14 protein-coding genes and 1 pseudogene are annotated in these 16,966 nt (G+C 40.7%); 10 read left to right on the top strand and 5 right to left on the bottom strand.

Annotation, left to right across the window (positions count from 1 at the left end):
• Window positions 1–214: 214 nt before the first annotated feature.
• The 6 genes from BCU91_RS00345 to BCU91_RS00320 all read left to right on the top strand — a co-directional run bounded on the left by BCU91_RS00345 (window position 215) and on the right by BCU91_RS00320 (window position 6,543).
• Complete coding sequence (locus BCU91_RS00345; protein WP_076537614.1) at window positions 215–877, top strand: response regulator transcription factor; 663 nt, start codon at window positions 215–217, stop codon at window positions 875–877.
• A complete protein-coding gene (locus BCU91_RS00340; RefSeq protein ID WP_102438171.1) occupies window positions 847–1,488 on the top strand; it encodes a DUF938 domain-containing protein in 642 nt (213 codons plus the stop codon). Before BCU91_RS00345 ends, BCU91_RS00340 begins: the two co-directional genes overlap by 31 nt.
• Window positions 1,489–1,677: 189 nt before the next feature.
• Entirely contained in the window at window positions 1,678–2,523 is an 846-nt protein-coding gene (locus tag BCU91_RS00335) for a D-hexose-6-phosphate mutarotase (protein WP_102530659.1), read from the top strand.
• 205 nt (window positions 2,524–2,728) lie between these two features.
• Complete coding sequence (locus tag BCU91_RS00330; RefSeq protein ID WP_157936252.1) at window positions 2,729–5,983, top strand: YdbH domain-containing protein; 3,255 nt, start codon at window positions 2,729–2,731, stop codon at window positions 5,981–5,983.
• A gap of 27 nt (window positions 5,984–6,010) precedes the next feature.
• Window positions 6,011–6,193 (top strand): YnbE family lipoprotein, encoded by a 183-nt coding sequence (locus BCU91_RS00325; protein ID WP_241901002.1) that lies wholly within the window; start codon window positions 6,011–6,013, stop codon window positions 6,191–6,193.
• A 17-nt stretch (window positions 6,194–6,210) separates the two neighbouring features.
• Entirely contained in the window at window positions 6,211–6,543 is a 333-nt protein-coding gene (locus tag BCU91_RS00320) for a YdbL family protein (protein ID WP_102476248.1), read from the top strand.
• Between the two features lie 156 nt (window positions 6,544–6,699).
• On the opposite strand, the gene BCU91_RS00315 is transcribed toward BCU91_RS00320, so the two are convergent.
• From BCU91_RS00315 to BCU91_RS00305, 3 genes are all read right to left on the bottom strand, one after another.
• Entirely contained in the window at window positions 6,700–7,107 is a 408-nt protein-coding gene (locus BCU91_RS00315) for a hypothetical protein (protein WP_102438181.1), read from the bottom strand.
• Between the two features lie 13 nt (window positions 7,108–7,120).
• Window positions 7,121–7,759 carry a GNAT family protein gene (locus BCU91_RS00310; protein ID WP_102438183.1) on the bottom strand — a complete coding sequence of 213 codons (639 nt, stop codon included), beginning with the start codon at window positions 7,757–7,759 and terminating at the stop codon, window positions 7,121–7,123.
• A gap of 223 nt (window positions 7,760–7,982) precedes the next feature.
• Window positions 7,983–9,878 carry a choice-of-anchor I family protein gene (locus BCU91_RS00305; protein ID WP_102530657.1) on the bottom strand — a complete coding sequence of 632 codons (1,896 nt, stop codon included), beginning with the start codon at window positions 9,876–9,878 and terminating at the stop codon, window positions 7,983–7,985.
• A 264-nt stretch (window positions 9,879–10,142) separates the two neighbouring features.
• On the opposite strand from BCU91_RS00305, the gene BCU91_RS00300 reads away from it, so the two are divergent.
• Window positions 10,143–11,354: a multidrug effflux MFS transporter gene (locus BCU91_RS00300; RefSeq protein ID WP_102438187.1), complete on the top strand. Its 1,212-nt coding sequence runs from the start codon at window positions 10,143–10,145 to the stop codon at window positions 11,352–11,354.
• Window positions 11,355–11,407: 53 nt separating this feature from the next.
• On the opposite strand, the gene BCU91_RS00295 is transcribed toward BCU91_RS00300, so the two are convergent.
• Window positions 11,408–12,013 (bottom strand): LysE family translocator, encoded by a 606-nt coding sequence (locus tag BCU91_RS00295; protein WP_102519679.1) that lies wholly within the window; start codon window positions 12,011–12,013, stop codon window positions 11,408–11,410.
• Between the two features lie 412 nt (window positions 12,014–12,425).
• Here BCU91_RS00295 and BCU91_RS00290 point away from each other — a divergent pair, with 412 nt between their 5' ends.
• Window positions 12,426–14,144 carry an acetolactate synthase 3 large subunit gene (locus tag BCU91_RS00290; protein WP_102530656.1) on the top strand — a complete coding sequence of 573 codons (1,719 nt, stop codon included), beginning with the start codon at window positions 12,426–12,428 and terminating at the stop codon, window positions 14,142–14,144.
• Window positions 14,144–14,638 (top strand): acetolactate synthase small subunit, encoded by a 495-nt coding sequence (gene ilvN, locus BCU91_RS00285; protein WP_076537586.1) that lies wholly within the window; start codon window positions 14,144–14,146, stop codon window positions 14,636–14,638. Before BCU91_RS00290 ends, ilvN begins: the two co-directional genes overlap by 1 nt.
• A gap of 396 nt (window positions 14,639–15,034) precedes the next feature.
• On the opposite strand, the pseudogene BCU91_RS00280 reads toward ilvN, so the two are convergent.
• A pseudogene (locus BCU91_RS00280) lies at window positions 15,035–15,199 on the bottom strand (transposase); the annotation flags it as partial.
• Between the two features lie 208 nt (window positions 15,200–15,407).
• On the opposite strand from BCU91_RS00280, the gene BCU91_RS00275 reads away from it, so the two are divergent.
• Window positions 15,408–16,829, top strand: a complete 1,422-nt coding sequence (locus BCU91_RS00275) for a DEAD/DEAH box helicase (RefSeq protein WP_102476243.1) — start codon at window positions 15,408–15,410, stop codon at window positions 16,827–16,829.
• The last annotated feature ends 137 nt before the right edge of the window (window positions 16,830–16,966 follow it).

The following is a 16,966-nucleotide window of genomic DNA, read 5'->3' as shown; positions in this document are numbered from 1 at the left end:
AGCAGGTTTAAGTAACGGAATGACTCTTTCGCTCCGTTACTTTCTGTTTTTACGTACAATCATGCCTTTAACCCATAAGCTTATTAGACAAAAGTCTAAAATAATGAGTTAAATTGTTCGTTTGCCGCTTTGTATTTGATAAACCCTAGAATTTTATCTTACTTATCTGTTACATTAAATCTTCTTCACGTGCAAACAAGACTATTAAAAAGCCATGAAGCTACATAACTTAAATATAATTATTGCCGATGACCATCCATTATTTCGAAATGCATTAAGACAAGCGTTAAGTAATGCCTTTCAAGGTACCAATTGGTTTGAAGCAGACAGTGCTGAAGCGCTGCAACATATACTTGATGATAAAGCCAGTGAGCTTGACCTCATTTTACTTGATCTTCAAATGCCGGGATCCCATGGGTACTCTACGCTAATACATTTACGTGGCCATTACCCTGACATTCCTGTGGTGGTGATTTCAGCTCACGAAGATATCCAAACCATCAGTCGTGCTATTCATTACGGTAGCTCAGGCTTTATTCCTAAGTCGGCATCTATGGATACCCTTAAAGAAGCCCTTGATGGCGTTCTTCAAGGAGATATTTGGCTGCCTAAAGGAACTGAAGTACTCCCCGTTTCTGATGATCCTTCAAGCCAAATGGCCAGTAAGCTTTCAGACTTAACCCCGCAGCAATATCGGGTATTGCAAATGTTTGCAGAAGGCTTACTCAATAAGCAAATCGCCTATGACTTTGGTGTATCTGAAGCAACAATTAAGGCCCATGCCACAGCAATATTTCGTAAACTCGGGGTGAGAAACCGCACCCAAGCAGTTATCGCATTGCAGCAATTAGAAATGGAAAAGGTCGACCTATCTTAAGCGAACTCTCTCAACTGCCGTTTTCCCAAGCTTGTGAAAATAATAAAAAACCGATTTTAACTGAGTTAAAGTCGGTTTTTTCAAGTTCAACACAAGTATTAGAAATCGGCAGTGGTACTGGTCAGCATTGTGTTTATTTTGCTAAACATTTACCTCACTTAATCTGGCAAGCTAGCGATCAAAGTGATTACTTAGCCCAGCTTAATAGCCGCATCCACATTGAAGGGCCTGAAAACCTACTAGCCGCAATCGAACTTGATGTCACCAAGGCTTGGCCAAGTGCACAAATTGCGACAAACATTGATGGTTTATTTAGCGCCAATACTCTTCACATTATGAGCGAATCTATGGTAGTCGCCTTTTTTGAAGGCTTAGGGCAATATCTTAATTTACATGCTAATGTCGCAATTTATGGGCCGTTTAATTATCAAGGTCAATTTAGTAGCGACAGTAATGCGCAATTTGATATGTGGCTTAAGCAAAATAACCCTCAAAGCGGTATTAGAGATATAGAGTGGATAACATCACTTGCAAGCGATCAAGGCCTAAGCTTACAAGCCGACACCTCAATGCCGGCCAATAATCGCTTATTACATTTCAGCCGCAGCTAAATTAAATGATTATATTAAAGCACATCTCTTAGTACTTAATCTCGGCAACATTAGCATTATTGCTTATCGCTTTTGCCGAACACTAAAACCATAAAATCAAAGCCCAAATAGCTTAAGTTATGTCGCAAAACTTTGTAAGCTAGAGCTTAGTTATTTCTCTAACGATATCTACAACAAGGAACACGCATTATGGGTTCGGTTACCACTAAAAAACACCCAAACGGTTTGGAATTTGTCGAAGTTAATACCCCACTTTGTCAGGCACGTATATTTCATCAAGGGGCTCAAATAGATTTTTTCCAGCCCAAAGATAAAGCGCCTTTGTTATGGGTCTCTGATGCTGATGATTATCAGCCGGGTAACGGTATTCGCGGCGGCATTCCAATATGTTGGCCATGGTTTGGTGCCAGTGACATTGAAGGTTTCCCGCAGCATGGTTTTGCCCGCACCAGTTTATGGTCTTTAGCATCCGTTAAAATGCGCAATCAAATTGTTGATTTATTGTTTACCTTGAAAGTTTCAGCCGAGCAGCAACAGTATTGGCCACATGATACTGAGGTAAGTGTATTATTTTCACTGTCTGAAACGTTAACTGTCAGCATAGTGAATAAAAACAATGCTGATTACCCAATTAACTTTACCCAAGCATTGCACAGTTATTTTCCTATTGAGGATATTCATCAACTTAAAGCCTCAGGCTTTAAAGATTCCAAATACATAGAATTTGCCAAAGGCCCTTTTGCCCAAGAGTCTGACGACGTGTTATTTGACCGTGAAACTGACCGAGTTTATACAGGTTTAGCACAAACCCAGGTACTGCATACTGCAGCTGGTGATATTGAAGTCAGCCGTGAAAACAGCCAGTCTGCGGTGTTATGGAATCCGTGGATTGATAAGTCCCAGCGTTTATCTCGCTTTAATGATAATGACTATCTCACTATGGTTTGCCTTGAAGCGGCTAACGTATTAGAAGATGAAGTTCACTTGCAAGCAGGTGAAAGTCATACCCTCACAACCCACATTCGCTGGCGATAAGCATAATTTGCATCAGTTATTTCCCTGTTAATAGCACAGCTTAACCTGCTGTTGTTAACAGGGTGATATCAGCGAGTAAACTGCTGTGATAAACTAGCTTACAATCAATATCTTAAAAGACTACTCAGCCCAAATGACAGTTCGCCTTTTTACTGTTAAACGATTCTTTATCCTATGCTTTTTTACCATTGCATTAGGCTTGCTTGTGCTGCAACAAAATTTTCGCCCTATCGCCTTAAAAGCACTTAACTCCCTCACCTCGGCTTATGATATTCAGGTTAAAGATCTCGCGGTTAGCTTTGATACTGTTAATAAACTCAATTTTAAATTTATCTCCCTTGAGTATGAAGATAGTGTAATTAGCTTACACAATGCCGAGCTAAGATTAGTCGATGGCTATGGCGCATTAAAAAACATGGCTCTGACAATACAAGATTTTGAGGCTGTTACAGTAGAAAGAATTGATGTTAACTTAGGTTATTCATTTCTTAAGCGCCGTTTTGTGGGTAAAGATAACCAAGCAACAACTGACGCTGATGTCGGCCTGAGTATCAATCATTTGCCGTTCATTGAGCTGGCTAAGATAAATATTTACTGGGCTGATGATAAAGACTTAACTCAGCCGTTAATCGAGGCGCATAATTTAAGCCTTGCTGCCAGTGGTCAAAATCAAAACATAGCAGTTAATCAAACAAGTCGTAAAAAAAGCGCTGCTACATCTTTTGCTACTTCAACTTCAACTTCAACTTCAACTTCAACAATACTGACAGGTAAGCTGTTGCTTATGCAGCAAGAGTTTATTGATATTGCGCTAAGCCTAAATCCACGTGAGTGGCAGCTTAATTCCGATGTCGATATCAATAAAGTGCTCCAAAGCCTGCAATTGCTAGAACAGTCAGTGACTCAGAGAATAACGGCCACCACGAATACAGATGAACAGCAGGGATTACAACTATTATCCCAAGCTTTAGCCCCTGTAATAACGCCTATTTCAGCGGCAAATTATCAATTTAATGGCAACTGGTTAGGGCAAACACGATTAGATTTACCAAGTGGGTCAATCAGCAGTCATCACGAAATTAGCAATATTGAAATCGCGCCAACTGCTGACAATAACGTTAATAGTACTATTAGCTTTAAACCTGAAATGCCCATCAGCCTCGAGGTTAATTATCAGCCACAAGATACACATAATGCTAATCAGCGGGTATCAATTTCTTTAGCGCCGTTTTCGTGGCAGCAATCCACCAGCCCAAAGGCGCTTATAAAACTCAGCGGTTACTTAAATGATATTCAAGGTAATCGTGCAGATAGCGTTGCCAACGTAAATCAAAAAGTCGAAGATCGCCAAAATCTCGAAAAAAACCAAAGTGAGAACAATATACAGTCATTACTGACTCAAGTTGCTAAGCTTAGCGCCGAGACAAATACAGGATTACCTAAGGGTGACGCCACTATTGACTGGTCTTTGGCGTTTAACTCACCGACTTACATGGATATCACACTGGCTAACGATAGCCCAAACTCAAATAGCCATTATGATTTACATATAGCTTCATTCAATGCACAAATAGCCCATCCACTGCTTACTACTCAGCTCATTTTTACTGATAACAGCGCCGCTATTGCTAATGAAAACTACCAAGTAAAAAGCGCAATAAATGTTGATATCAACCAAGTTAAACCAATTGATTTAAGTCACTTAGATAATGTCGACAGTACTTTAATTATTGATGGCGCAAGCTTAACAGGCCAATTAGCTGTTGAGCATCAACTAAGTCAAAATCACCCCACAACCAAAGTTAGCCTCAAACAAAACGCTCAATTACAGCTTAGTGATTTAAGCTTAATATCTGCCAACAAACTTATCGCCTTTGAGGGACTTAACTGGCAACAACAAGGGGCTAGCGAGCTTAGTTCAACCATTGACGGCAGCCAAATAAAGCTCAATGACTTCTCATTCGGATTTGATAAGTTTCATCTTCAAGATCTAAGCACGGCAACTGATACGATTAACGCCAAAGAATCGCTTGAAATACATTTAGGCCAATTTGCTGTTGATGCTAAACAAGCAATTGAGTTATTTATGCCAGCGACGTTACCCGTGGATGAATTAACCTCAAAGCTCTTACCTTCAAGTATGAACCAGCCTAAGAATCTAGCTAGTAACAATTCAACTAATGACATCAAAAGCCAACCAAGCTTACTTACGTCATTATTAAATAAGCGCAATAGCAGTGATTTAATCTGGCAATTAAACGATATCCGCATCGATAAATTGATCCCGACTAAATCAAAACTGCGCCGCTATCCACTACTGCGATTAGACAGCTTAACCCTTGAACAAAACCTGCAGTTACACAGCCAGCTGCTCACAGGTAAAGAGCTTTGGCAACTTGATGAGCTAGCACTATCGAGCTACCACCTACTGCAACTACCTAAAAATAATAACCCTTTATCATTAGCCGGTCAGTGGCACACTGACTCTGATTTAGCCCCTCTGCTTGGAGTGTTAGCGCAAACTCAAATGCTGCCGAGTGATTTATCCATTGCAGGCCATAATAAATTGGATGCTGGTTTTGCCCTTGTTGAAAGCCAAGGGGTATCCTTATTTGAAATGAAATTTACTCAGTCACTCTCTGATATTGAGGCGCAGTACAACGAAATGTTTTTTGATAATGGCAGTATCAATGCCCAATGCCAATTTAACTGGCAACAAGCCCATAGCTCACAATTATTAACAAAAACCTACAGCCAAAGTCGATTATTGTGTCAACAAACTGAGCTAAACATTGCTAACGCCTATGTCGGCATAAACTTAGATGAACTCAATCTCAAAGCCGATATTTCATTAGGTAAAAATGAGCAAATACCTGCCAAGAACTGGTTACAAGAAATCACAGGTTTAAGTGATACAGACGTCAACTTAACAGCACGGGGCAATTTACTGGATGGCGAGTTTTTAATACCTGAGTTTTTTTTAAAATTACACGATAAGTCAGAAGGCTATTTGATGCTTAACGGCATTAGTTTACAAACCTTACTGGCAGCACAGCCTCAAGTAGGCGTATATGCCGATGGGATCTTTGACGGAGTCTTACCCGCGACTTTAGTTGATGGAAAAATTAATATTGCCGGAGGCCATTTAGCCGCCCGAGCCCCTGGCGGCTTAATCAAAGTCTCTAATAACCCAGCACTTGAGCAAGTGAAAGCAAGCCAACCTCATTTAGAGATAGTGGCGCAAGCATTAGAACACTTGCAGTATTCCGAGCTAATAAGCACACTTGATATGCAACAAAATGGCGATGCCCAATTAGCCGTTCAAGTAAAAGGACAAAGCAAAGATATTGAACGACCTATTCATTTGAACTACTCTCATGAAGAGAACCTATTTCAATTATACAAAAGCACGCAGATTGGTAACCAACTGCAAAATGATATTGAACGTTCCGTGAAGTAAAAGGACACCTTTGTGAACACTCAGTCGATTTACCGAATATTTCTTATTGCCGCATCAGTACTGCTGATAGGCGCCTGTACCCCAACCGTTAAAATTGAGCCACCAGATAAGCCTATTGTCATTAATCTTAATGTAAAAATTGAGCATGAAATCATTATAAAAATCGATAAAGAGCTCGATATTCTTTTAGAAGATGATGAGCTGTTTTAATCAATAAGGAAGCAATAATGAACACAAAAATCATGGCTTTAGTTTTAACGTTACTTCTAGGGTTAACACTGAGTTCAAATGTAGCTGCGTTGACATTGCAACAAGCTAAAGACCAAGGATTAGTTGGTGAGCAAACTAATGGTTATCTTGGTTTGGTGGTCAATGATAACGACGCAAAAACATTAATAACTGAGGTAAATAGTAAGCGAAAGCTACATTATCAAAAAATTGCCAAAAAGAATAAATTATCCACTGAAGATGTCGCTGCAAGAGCCGCGCAAAAAGCCATTGCCGCAGCCAGAAAAAGTCATTTTATCCAAACAGCTAAAGGGAAATGGACTCAAAAATAAATGACTAAATACCGATTTCAATCGATCGATTATGGCTTGGAGCTTGGTATGAGAATTAACTGCATGAGGGATAATTGCATTATATGTACTAGCTCAGACTTTAACAAAACTAACGCGCCTTGGTTTAAAATACCTTGGCGCGCCGCAAACTTAAAATTACATAGTCACCATTGCCCAGTAATCGAGACGCGCCTTAGGGTCTAACACCGCTTTTTTACACACTTCTTTGTATTTATTCATTAACGGACCTAAGCCGCTTTGGCCTTGTAAACTGGCAAGCTGCTGGTTTTTCGCTTCTGTGACCGCTTTAGCCGCCTTTTCGGCACTTAAGTAGCCCGCGGCTAATTTTTCAGCTTCAACTGCTGATGTTTTCAATCTTTCACCAACCGGTTTCATCTGCGGCGCATTCATACCCATAATCATGCTAGAGCTAATTTGATAATATGCGGCACATTGGACTAATTCATTAGTAAATGCGGCTTCAGCTTTATCTTGCGCCTGTACGCTTAAGCTAGTGGCAACTAACGTGATCGCAGCGGCGAACTGATATCCTTTTTTAAACATACTGTATCCTTTCTTAGTAATTAATTTCTGAGTGCGCAATGCTATTGCTAAATTGTTGTTGGTAATGAGCTAAACGATGCTTTAAATGCTGCTTAACCGTTGGCCATTCTGAATCAATAATGGAGTAAACAACTGTGTCTCTGACTGTGCCATCTTTCAAAAGTTTATGGTTTCTTAACACCCCATCTTGCTTAGCCCCAAGACGCGTAATTGCCTGCCTTGATGCTTGATTGTGCCAATGGGTGCGAAATTCCACCGCCATGACATCCAAGGTTGAAAACGCATAATCGAGTAATAACAATTTGGTTTCGGTGTTAACACCGGTGCGCTGGGCACGTTTTGCATACCAAGTGTAGCCAATTTCTAAGCGACGATTAGGTTGATCCCATTGGCAGATACGGGTGCTACCGATCACCTCACCTGAGGTTTTGTCCCGCACGGCAAAAGCCAATGCTTCGCCAAGTTGTTCTTGGGCTATGGCTTTTTCAACATAAGCTTTCATATCATTGGCATGGGGAACCGAGGTATACCAAAGCTCCCATAAGTTGCCATCAGCAGCTGCAAGACTTAGCGCTGGCACATGCTCGAGTGTTAACGGCTCTAAAATGACATGTTCACCCATTAAAAAAGTATGACTGTCTGCGTATGCCATTGAGTGCTCCTAGATAAATAGTTAACTTGATCAAACAATGACAGAATACATGATCTAGATCAGAATAAAATCACCTTTTTGCTATTAAAAACAACAATAATGTCTTGTCTCATACGAACCAAAAAACCAAAAAGACCAATATCAATTGATATTGGTCTTTGGAGTAAGTGTTCTGAGTCAAGATTGCTGCTCGAGTGTAACGATGGATTTAGCTTATTTTGTGCTAATTAAAACTTATTTGATAAACACTGGTGTTGCCGCTTACTTCATTGCCAATAATTAATAATGGCAAACCTGTAGGGCTATCCTCAGCTAGAATAAATTTCATCCCTTCTGGGCCTAAATCACCCACAAGCTCAGGTTGCCCACTCATGGTTTCGCCGTCTATTTCAAAGTCGATATCAAAATCACGGTTCACCACATAGTCAATAAAACTGACGTCAAAAGGATTAGTAATATCGTAAATCATTATCCCAGATGTACGCTCTAAGCCGATGAAAGCATAATTTTTATCACCGATTCTACCTATCGCTAGCGCTTCAGGCTCAGGACCTTTATCATCACTGCGACTATCGCCTTTGCTTTCTTCATTATGATTGTTGAAGTTTTCACCTAGCACTGCAGCGGTAATCCTCTCAAAGTCATTACCACTATCAAAGACTAATTGACCAGCATGACTCCAGATAGAAAATGAGCGGCCACCATAAGATACAATTTTATCAAAATCGCCGTCATTATCATCATCACCCATGCTAGTGGTAACCTTTAATCGGCCTAATTGAGTTTTATCTTGGGCGGCTAATATTTGCGGGTGGCTTGAGTCTAAAATCAAATCATCGGCGCGGGCTTCTTCAGAAAAACCATCATAATCACGAGCATCACCTTCATTGGCTGTGACAATAAAGTCTTGTCCATGCCATTGATAACTGGCGATAGTGTCAGGCTGATACATCCCATAGACACCAGCATAATTAACGATATTAATGGCATCATCTTTGTCGCTGGCATCAAGCTCATTACCTGCTTTACCGTAATCTTTAAGGCCTAAAGCATTAATGGCTTCGACGGTATTATTCTCTAAGTTAATCACTGCGATAGCATTGTTTTCTTGTAAGCTGACATAAGCAAACTGATTATCTTTGGACACTGCAATATACTCAGGCTCAAGATCCTGTGAAACTGAAGCGTTTGGTCCATTAATCTTAATCATATTACTAAGCTCATTATGGCGAGCTTCACCTAGATTAAATTCATTAAAATCAATCAAAGTAGCAGTATCTGCTGGCAGACCATCGGTAATCTCTATCAACGCAATAGTACCTTCTGGGTCAACGCTATAATCAGAGTTTGGCTCACCTTCATTTGCTATAACCAGTTTGGCACCATCATGGGTAAAAACCACATTATCCGGTAATGCCCCTACTTCTACGGCCTTAATAAATTCAGGCTCTGCAGTGGCTGATAATTGATAAAATGCAACGATACCATTGCCTTGGGTCGCATTGCCGGCACTATCAGCTCTCTCAACGGCGGCTGCTAATAAGTCGCCATAAATACTGACACTGTTGACGCTGCCTAAATCATTAATTTCAGCATCTTCAGCAACGTTTACACTTAAGGTTTTAGTGAGGTTGTTTAAAGTAATCGCCGTTATGTCATCGGAACTAACCCTTGCTAACGAAGATAAGTCAAGGACATCTAACATGCCACTTTGTGCATTAACTACATATACGCTGTTGCTAACCTGATGAAAGTCAACAATTTCTGCTGCGCTTTGGCCATAAATTCCTGATTCATAACGACCGATTAGCCCTAACTGCAATTGACCTTGAGCTTCAGCACATAGTATTTGAGTTTGGCCAGTAAGCACTTCATCTGTGTCTAAAACACCATTTATGTTTACATCAATCCCCGTGTCGATCTGTTGACCACCAAAAGGACACTGGCTATTACCAGCAGTTAATTCAGTGATTGAGATTAACGAGCTTAAACCATTCGTACCATCAACACCTTGAACGCCATTAAGACCATCATCACCATTACAGCCTGCTAGCAGCATCATTGACATTACTGTGGTTAACGGCAAAAGTGTGGTTAACGGAAAAATTTTCGTTTTCATGCTTTAGTCTCTATTAAGTAATTGTTGCAAAGTTGGGCGCTAAGCTACTCAAGTTCGATGACACTAAAACGACAATAATGTTACTTTAATGTTAAGCCTCAACAGTCTGATTTAGTAAAGATTAAAATACACTTAATTCCTGTTATTTTTCGATGCTGATCACCTTTTTCATGGTAAAATTTTGCCAGAATTTCGTACTCTCTTTCCTATAAAATTCTTCGATTTGATCCTATTTTATGTCTATCCAATGAGGTTTTTGTCAGCATGTCTTCTAACTCTCCTTCTGTGACCTCGGCGCAGAACTCCCCAAACCTTGCCATGCTTATTCCGATGCTGGCTGCGATTGTGGCCATCACCCCATTAGCCATCGATATGTATTTACCAGCAATGTCTGCCATTGCTGACAGCTATTCAACCCATGTCACCACAGTGCAGCAATCGTTAAGTATTTACCTTGCGGGCTACGCGCTAGGGATGCTCACTTTTGGCCCGCTTGCTGATCGCTTTGGCCGTAGGCCCTTGGTCATTTTTGGCTTAAGTGGGTTTACCTTAATCAGTTTCTTTATTTCTATCACCGCTAATATTGAGTTATTTTTAGCGCTGCGTTTTTCCCAAGCATTTATTGGCGCAGCTGCCACGGTTGTGGTACCTGGTTATATTAAGGAAGTTTATGGTGACAATACTGCCAAAGGAATGTCTTACGTCAGCTTAATAATGATGTTAGCGCCGTTACTTGCGCCCAGTGTAGGCAGTTTAATTTTAGAAGTGGGTGAATGGCCGTTAATCTTTTTAAGCCAAAGTTGTTATGCTATATTTTTGCTTTTGTTGGTTATTTTTAAATTAAAAATGCCCAGCGACAAAGCAAAAGATGCCCGCAGTAATAAGTCTTTTTTAAACGCCTATAAAACCGTGCTGAGCCGCCAAGGTGTGAAACTCAATATTAGTTGCGGAGTACTGACTTCCTTTGCGTTTTTCTGTTATTTAACAGCTTCGCCTTTCATTTATATGGAAGTCTTTGATTTAGATAAAACCTTATTTTCAATATTATTCAGTACTAATGTCGGCGCTCTGATGTTGGCGAACATTTTAAACTCTCGAATTGTCGGGCGTTTTGGCTCAAACAGAATGCTGTTTGCTGCAACCGTGTTTGCCACCTTAGCAGCCGCAGGTTTGTTGCTGGTGAATCTTTTAGGCTTGAGTTACCACTTTACTGTCGCCATGCTGATCCCATTAATGGGCTGTTTAGGAGTGATGTCAGTTAATGCCGATGCCATTGTGTTGATGAAATTTAAACAAGAAACCGGTACTGCAACGGCTGTAATTGGCACTCTGAGATTTGGCTTTGGCTCATTAGCTGGCCCTTTATTGGCTTTCTTTTATACTGGCACCGCAGTGCCATTTTCGGCGATGATGTTGTTATCAGTAATGCTGGTAATGGGTTGTTTATTGTTTCAACGTACCCAGCCAAGAAACTAATCATCTAGCGGCTTGAACTTGTAATAAAACGGCTCATAAAGAGCCGTTTAAATTCACACTAACACCATAGGTAATGTGCTTAGTAACATCGCCGCCATCAACCAATTAAAATTTCGCTGACGAATAGGTGTGTTTAACTTCTGACTGATAGAAGAGCCTATCAGTACCCAAAGCAATGACATTGGTAGCCCTACAATATTGAATACCAGCACCCCACCAATTGCCGTTGTCCAATATAAATCACCACTAATAGTAAATGCGCTTAATAAGCTAATTGAAGCCATCCATGTTTTAGGGTTTATCCATTGGAAAAAGGCCGCTTCAACTAAGGTTATCGGCTTAGCCCTTTCGCTGGCTTGATTGCGTCCATGTTGCGTGGCTATTTTGACCGCGAGATAGATCAAATAGCCAATGGATGCATATTTTAACATCTGATGCAGTAGCGGCCATGACTCAAATAAAGACCCTAACCCCAATAACATAGCCACATGCAAACTGGTTTGGCCTAAACGGATCCCAATCATATGCGGTACGGTTTGTTTAACACCAAAATTAGCACCAGAGTTAGCCAATAGCACATTATTAGGCCCTGGCGTACCCGTCATGGTAGCGCAAAATAGTGCGGCCGATAGCATCAACATGACAACAGATGGGTCCATACATTTCCTATTTAAACATTTTTAATCAAATCACCTTAAACTCAGCAAATACCTGTTCGAAAAACAACACGATACAAGCAAGCGTAATATACTCGGTTTAATTCAAGTTTCTGCAGTTTTCACGCTTTTTAATTAATTTAAAACGCCTAATTGTCATTTATCTTAAACAATCATGAAATACTTTCACCTAAATTACTTTATTTCAACAAGACACTTGTATCGTGCTCAAAAATAAATATGATGAAGGTATCTTGGAAATCAGCAAGATACATATTTAGTCAAATTATCTGAGGCGGTTTTCTACTGCGTAGATAAACGAGTTCGAATTACCGTTCGGGCTTATTTTTAGAACGATTACCGTCGTTGTAGCAAGATACTGTTTACCATAACGGTAACTTAAGAGGATTTAGCAATGGAAAAATTATCCGGCGCCAGCATGATAGTGCGCTCGTTAATCGATGAAGGCGTAAAACACATTTTCGGCTACCCAGGTGGCTCAGTACTCGACATCTACGATGCGCTGCACAAAGATTCTGGCGTAGAGCATATCCTAGTAAGACATGAACAAGCAGCTGTGCATATGGCTGATGGTTATGCCCGCGCCACCGGTGATGTGGGTGTCGTACTGGTAACCTCTGGTCCTGGTGCTACTAACGCCATTACCGGTATTGCTACCGCCTACATGGACTCTATTCCTTTAGTGGTTTTATCAGGCCAAGTTCCGAGTAATTTGATTGGTAATGATGCTTTCCAAGAATGTGACATGATTGGGATCTCACGCCCTATTGTCAAACATAGCTTTTTAGTTAAAGATCCCCGTGAAATCCCCGAAATCATCAAAAAAGCTTTTTATATTGCAGCAACCGGTAGACCTGGCCCTGTCGTAGTTGATTTACCAAAAGATTGCTTAAACCCTGAAGTCCTGCACGAATACATTTACCCTGAAAGCGTTAATATGCGCTCTTACAATCCGACAACCGCAGGCCACAAAGGTCAGATACGCCGTGGATTACAAGCGCTGTTATCGGCTAAAAAACCTGTGTTATATGTGGGCGGCGGCGCTATTATTTCAGGTTGCGACCAACAAATTATTCGCCTAGCTGAAAAGCTCAATATTCCAGTCATTAATACCTTAATGGGCTTAGGCGCATTCCCTGGCACTCACCCACAATGCTTAGGTATGTTAGGCATGCACGGTTTGTATGAAGCTAATATGGCGATGCACAACTGTGACTTAATTTTTGGTATTGGGGTGCGTTTTGATGACCGTACCACCAATAATGTAGAAAAATATTGCCCTAATGCCACCATTTTGCATATCGATATTGATCCGGCATCTATTTCTAAAACCATACGAGTGGATATACCGATTGTTGGCTCTGCTGAAAATATCCTCGATAGCATGTTAGCTTTACTTGATGACACCGAAAAAACCAACGACAGCGAAGCGCTTGATGCTTGGTGGGTTGAGATTAATCAATGGCGCGAAAAAGATTGTTTAGCCTATGACAAATCAAGTAATCGCATAAAGCCACAGCAAGTGATCGAAACACTGCATAAATTAACCAATGGCGATGCCTACGTCACCTCTGATGTGGGTCAGCACCAAATGTTTGCCGCGCTTTACTATCCATTTGATAAGCCACGCCGTTGGATTAACTCAGGTGGGCTTGGCACCATGGGCTTTGGTTTACCTGCAGCCATGGGCGTAAAAATGGCGATGCCAGATGAAACCGTAGTGTGTGTTACGGGTGATGGTTCAATCCAAATGAATATTCAAGAACTTTCAACTGCGCTGCAATATGACACCCCAGTAAAAATCATTAATTTGAATAACCGTTTCTTAGGTATGGTTAAGCAATGGCAAGACATGATTTATTCAGGTCGTCATTCACACTCTTATATGGATTCAGTGCCTAATTTTGCCAAAATCGCTGAAGCTTATGGCCATGTTGGCATGACGATTAGTGATCCTAACGAATTAGAGTCAAAGTTAGCTGAAGCATTGGCAATGAAAGACAAGTTAGTCTTTGTTGATATTAGCGTTGATGAAACAGAGCATGTTTATCCAATGTTGATCCGTGGAGAAGCAATGAAAGATATGTGGTTAAGTAAAACGGAGAGAAGCTAATGCGTCGTATTATTTCTGTATTATTAGAAAACCAACCAGGGGCATTGTCTCGTGTGGTTGGACTGTTTTCTCAGCGTGGCTACAACATCGAAAGCTTAACCGTTGCGCCAACAGAAGACACCACCCTGTCACGCCTTAATATTACGGTGAATGCTGAAGCTGATGTTCACGAACAAATTGAAAAGCAACTTCATAAGTTAATTGATATTTTAAAAGTCTCTAACATAACTGAAAATGCCCATATTGAGCGAGAACTGGCATTGGTCAAAGTTAAAGCCCAAGGAGAGATGCGTGAAGAAGTCAAACGCACTGCTGATATCTTCCGAGGTCAAATAGTGGATGTCACCGCCAGCTTGTATACCATTCAAATGGCCGGTACCAGCGAAAAAATAGATGCCTTCATCAGCGCGCTTGCTGAAGTCACAAAGGTAATTGAAGTTTCTCGCTCAGGCGTTGTAGGTCTTGCCCGTGGCGAGAAAGTCATGAAAGCATAGTGTTTACTTTTTACATGGCTAGTAACAAGTCTATGTATAAAAAAGTGTCACAATAAAGGGAGCTGATTAGCTCCCTTTTTTATGCTTATTATTGTTAACTTATAAATTTGACCTAATTGATTCACTGTTCATGTTTGAGAGCAATAATGTTTGATCAGAAATGGCAGGGGGTTGCTTATTTATTGAACTTCGACTTGATGAAGTTTGATCGTTTTCACTAGCTGAAGTGAAGTTATTGTCAATTGAAAACAATATCGTTTGATCATTTTGTAACTCACCTCTGGACATTTCCGAGTTAGATCTCTAAATCTAATTGGTGAATTTAGGATTAAAATTTCTATGCTAAGTGAGTTCAACTACAAATGAGTGGCCAAATTCACCTTGTCACTACACTAAACGTTCATTTCCTACAAATGGTAGTAACTCTTTTGGTTGCTCACCTTTAATCGCTGAATTTATGCGTCGTTGAATACTTGTGTAATCTGAAGTTTCAGGTGTTGCAGCCATTTGCGCGCGAATTGGATTCAAATCAACATACGCCATACAGGCAAGAACTGCTGCGTCAAAACTTTATTGACTGCCGACAGATCATATTGATTCACCTTGTTAGCTTTACGCTTAAAGCGAAAACAGCCCTACCCTATATTTTGCTCACTCTGTTATACTAACCAGCTATTCTTTACCACTGCGCCATGATTAACGCTAAACCAAACATTAATCATTGCTGACAGTGTTGTTAATTATCATTTTACTTTACCCGAGATTACACATGCCATTTTCGAAGCTGGGATTAAGCGATCCAATAATCAGTGCACTTAGTTCTTTAGGTTATACCAAGCCGACTCCCATTCAATCTAAGGCTATACCTGTTGCTTTATCGGGTAAAAATATCATTGCCGCGGCGCAAACCGGCACCGGTAAAACAGCCAGCTTTGTACTGCCTATTATCGAACGCTTTAAAGCCCCCCATAAGGTACGTGGCAAACGCGTCAAAGCACTGGTATTAGCACCTACCCGTGAACTGGTGATTCAGGTTGAGCAAAACATCAAAAAATACAGCCAGAACTTATCAATAAATTCAATGGTCATGTATGGCGGCGTTGACAGTAATGCCCAAAAGCAGAAGCTCATTGAAGGCATTGATATCCTGGTGGCAACGCCTGGCCGTTTGCTGGATATGTATACTCAACGTGCCGTTAACTTTGACGAGCTTGAAGTGTTAGTGCTTGATGAAGCCGATAGAATGCTGGATATGGGCTTTATTGAAGACATTAACCGCATCATCGAATTGTTGCCTGATGAACGTCAAAACATGTTGTTTTCAGCCACTTTGTCTAACCAAGTTCGCGCTCTGGCTAAATCAGCCATGCGTAACCCAGTGCAAATTTCAGTGGTTGAAGATGCTGACGCAGCGCCAAAAATTGATCAATGGTTAGTTACCGTTGATAAAGAAAAGAAGTCAGCATTACTAAGCCAGTTAATTAAAGACAACGATTGGAAACAAGCGCTGATCTTTATCGAAACTAAACACGGTGCAGCAAAGCTGGTGACTCAATTAGAAAAGCGCGGCATTATTGCAGAGTCTTTTCATAGTGGTCGTAGCCAGCCGATACGTGAGCAATTACTTAAAGATTTTAAAGATGGAAAAATCACCTATCTTATTGCCACTGGTGTTGCTTCTCGTGGTATTGATATTGATGACTTACCTATCGTCATTAACTACGACTTACCATACCCTGCTGATGATTATGTGCATCGCATTGGTCGTACTGGCCGTGCTGGGGCGTCTGGTATTGCAGTGTCATTGGTGTCAAAAGATGACTTTAAAAATCTCTGCGCAATTGAGCGCCGTTTGGGTCACTTAATTGTCCGTAAAGAAGTTGAAGGCTTTACTACGCGTAAAGAAGTACCGATTTCAATCTTAGATTTTGTCCCTAAGAATGCCAAAGTGCCAAAAGCGAAAACTGATGACAAGCCAACGCTTTCTCGTGGCAAGTCAGATAAGCCAAAGAATAATCATTACGATAAAAATAAAGCCAAACGCTTTAACAAAGAAAGCGCAGCTAAAAGCCCATATAAAACTAGTGACCGCGGCGAGAATAGAAGCTCAGACTCTCGCAAGCCTAGTAAAAATAACACCAGCAGATCAGTGCCCAATGGCACTGGCGCTGTAAACCCTTGGGGTAAATAGGCTGATATTTTTATAGCCGCTAGGTTAAAAGCCACACTTGGTCAATATTGTTTAAAGCGCCGCTAATTTAATAGCGGCGCTTTTTTAATGCTGATTACCTCAGTATGAGTATCTGTAGTTAATGGTTAATGGTTAAT

It is taken from the genome of Shewanella sp. 10N.286.52.B9, from assembly GCF_002873635.1.
Classification (GTDB): domain Bacteria; phylum Pseudomonadota; class Gammaproteobacteria; order Enterobacterales; family Shewanellaceae; genus Shewanella.
The sequence above is the reverse complement of the archived record's forward strand: the minus strand, read 5'-3'. Positions and strand labels throughout refer to the sequence as shown.

Bases quoted from the DNA above. Each gene is read 5' to 3' on its own strand.
- BCU91_RS00320 (WP_102476248.1), top strand. From the start codon at position 6,211: ATGAACACAAAAATCATGGCTTTAGTTTTAACGTTACTTCTAGGGTTA.
- BCU91_RS00295 (WP_102519679.1), bottom strand. From the start codon at position 12,013: ATGGACCCATCTGTTGTCATGTTGATGCTATCGGCCGCACTATTTTGC.
- BCU91_RS00310 (WP_102438183.1), bottom strand. From the start codon at position 7,759: ATGGCATACGCAGACAGTCATACTTTTTTAATGGGTGAACATGTCATT.
- BCU91_RS00345 (WP_076537614.1), top strand. From the start codon at position 215: ATGAAGCTACATAACTTAAATATAATTATTGCCGATGACCATCCATTA.
- ilvN (WP_076537586.1), top strand. From the start codon at position 14,144: ATGCGTCGTATTATTTCTGTATTATTAGAAAACCAACCAGGGGCATTG.
- BCU91_RS00305 (WP_102530657.1), bottom strand. From the start codon at position 9,878: ATGAAAACGAAAATTTTTCCGTTAACCACACTTTTGCCGTTAACCACA.
- BCU91_RS00275 (WP_102476243.1), top strand. From the start codon at position 15,408: ATGCCATTTTCGAAGCTGGGATTAAGCGATCCAATAATCAGTGCACTT.
- BCU91_RS00315 (WP_102438181.1), bottom strand. From the start codon at position 7,107: ATGTTTAAAAAAGGATATCAGTTCGCCGCTGCGATCACGTTAGTTGCC.
- BCU91_RS00335 (WP_102530659.1), top strand. From the start codon at position 1,678: ATGGGTTCGGTTACCACTAAAAAACACCCAAACGGTTTGGAATTTGTC.
- BCU91_RS00300 (WP_102438187.1), top strand. From the start codon at position 10,143: ATGTCTTCTAACTCTCCTTCTGTGACCTCGGCGCAGAACTCCCCAAAC.
- BCU91_RS00290 (WP_102530656.1), top strand. From the start codon at position 12,426: ATGGAAAAATTATCCGGCGCCAGCATGATAGTGCGCTCGTTAATCGAT.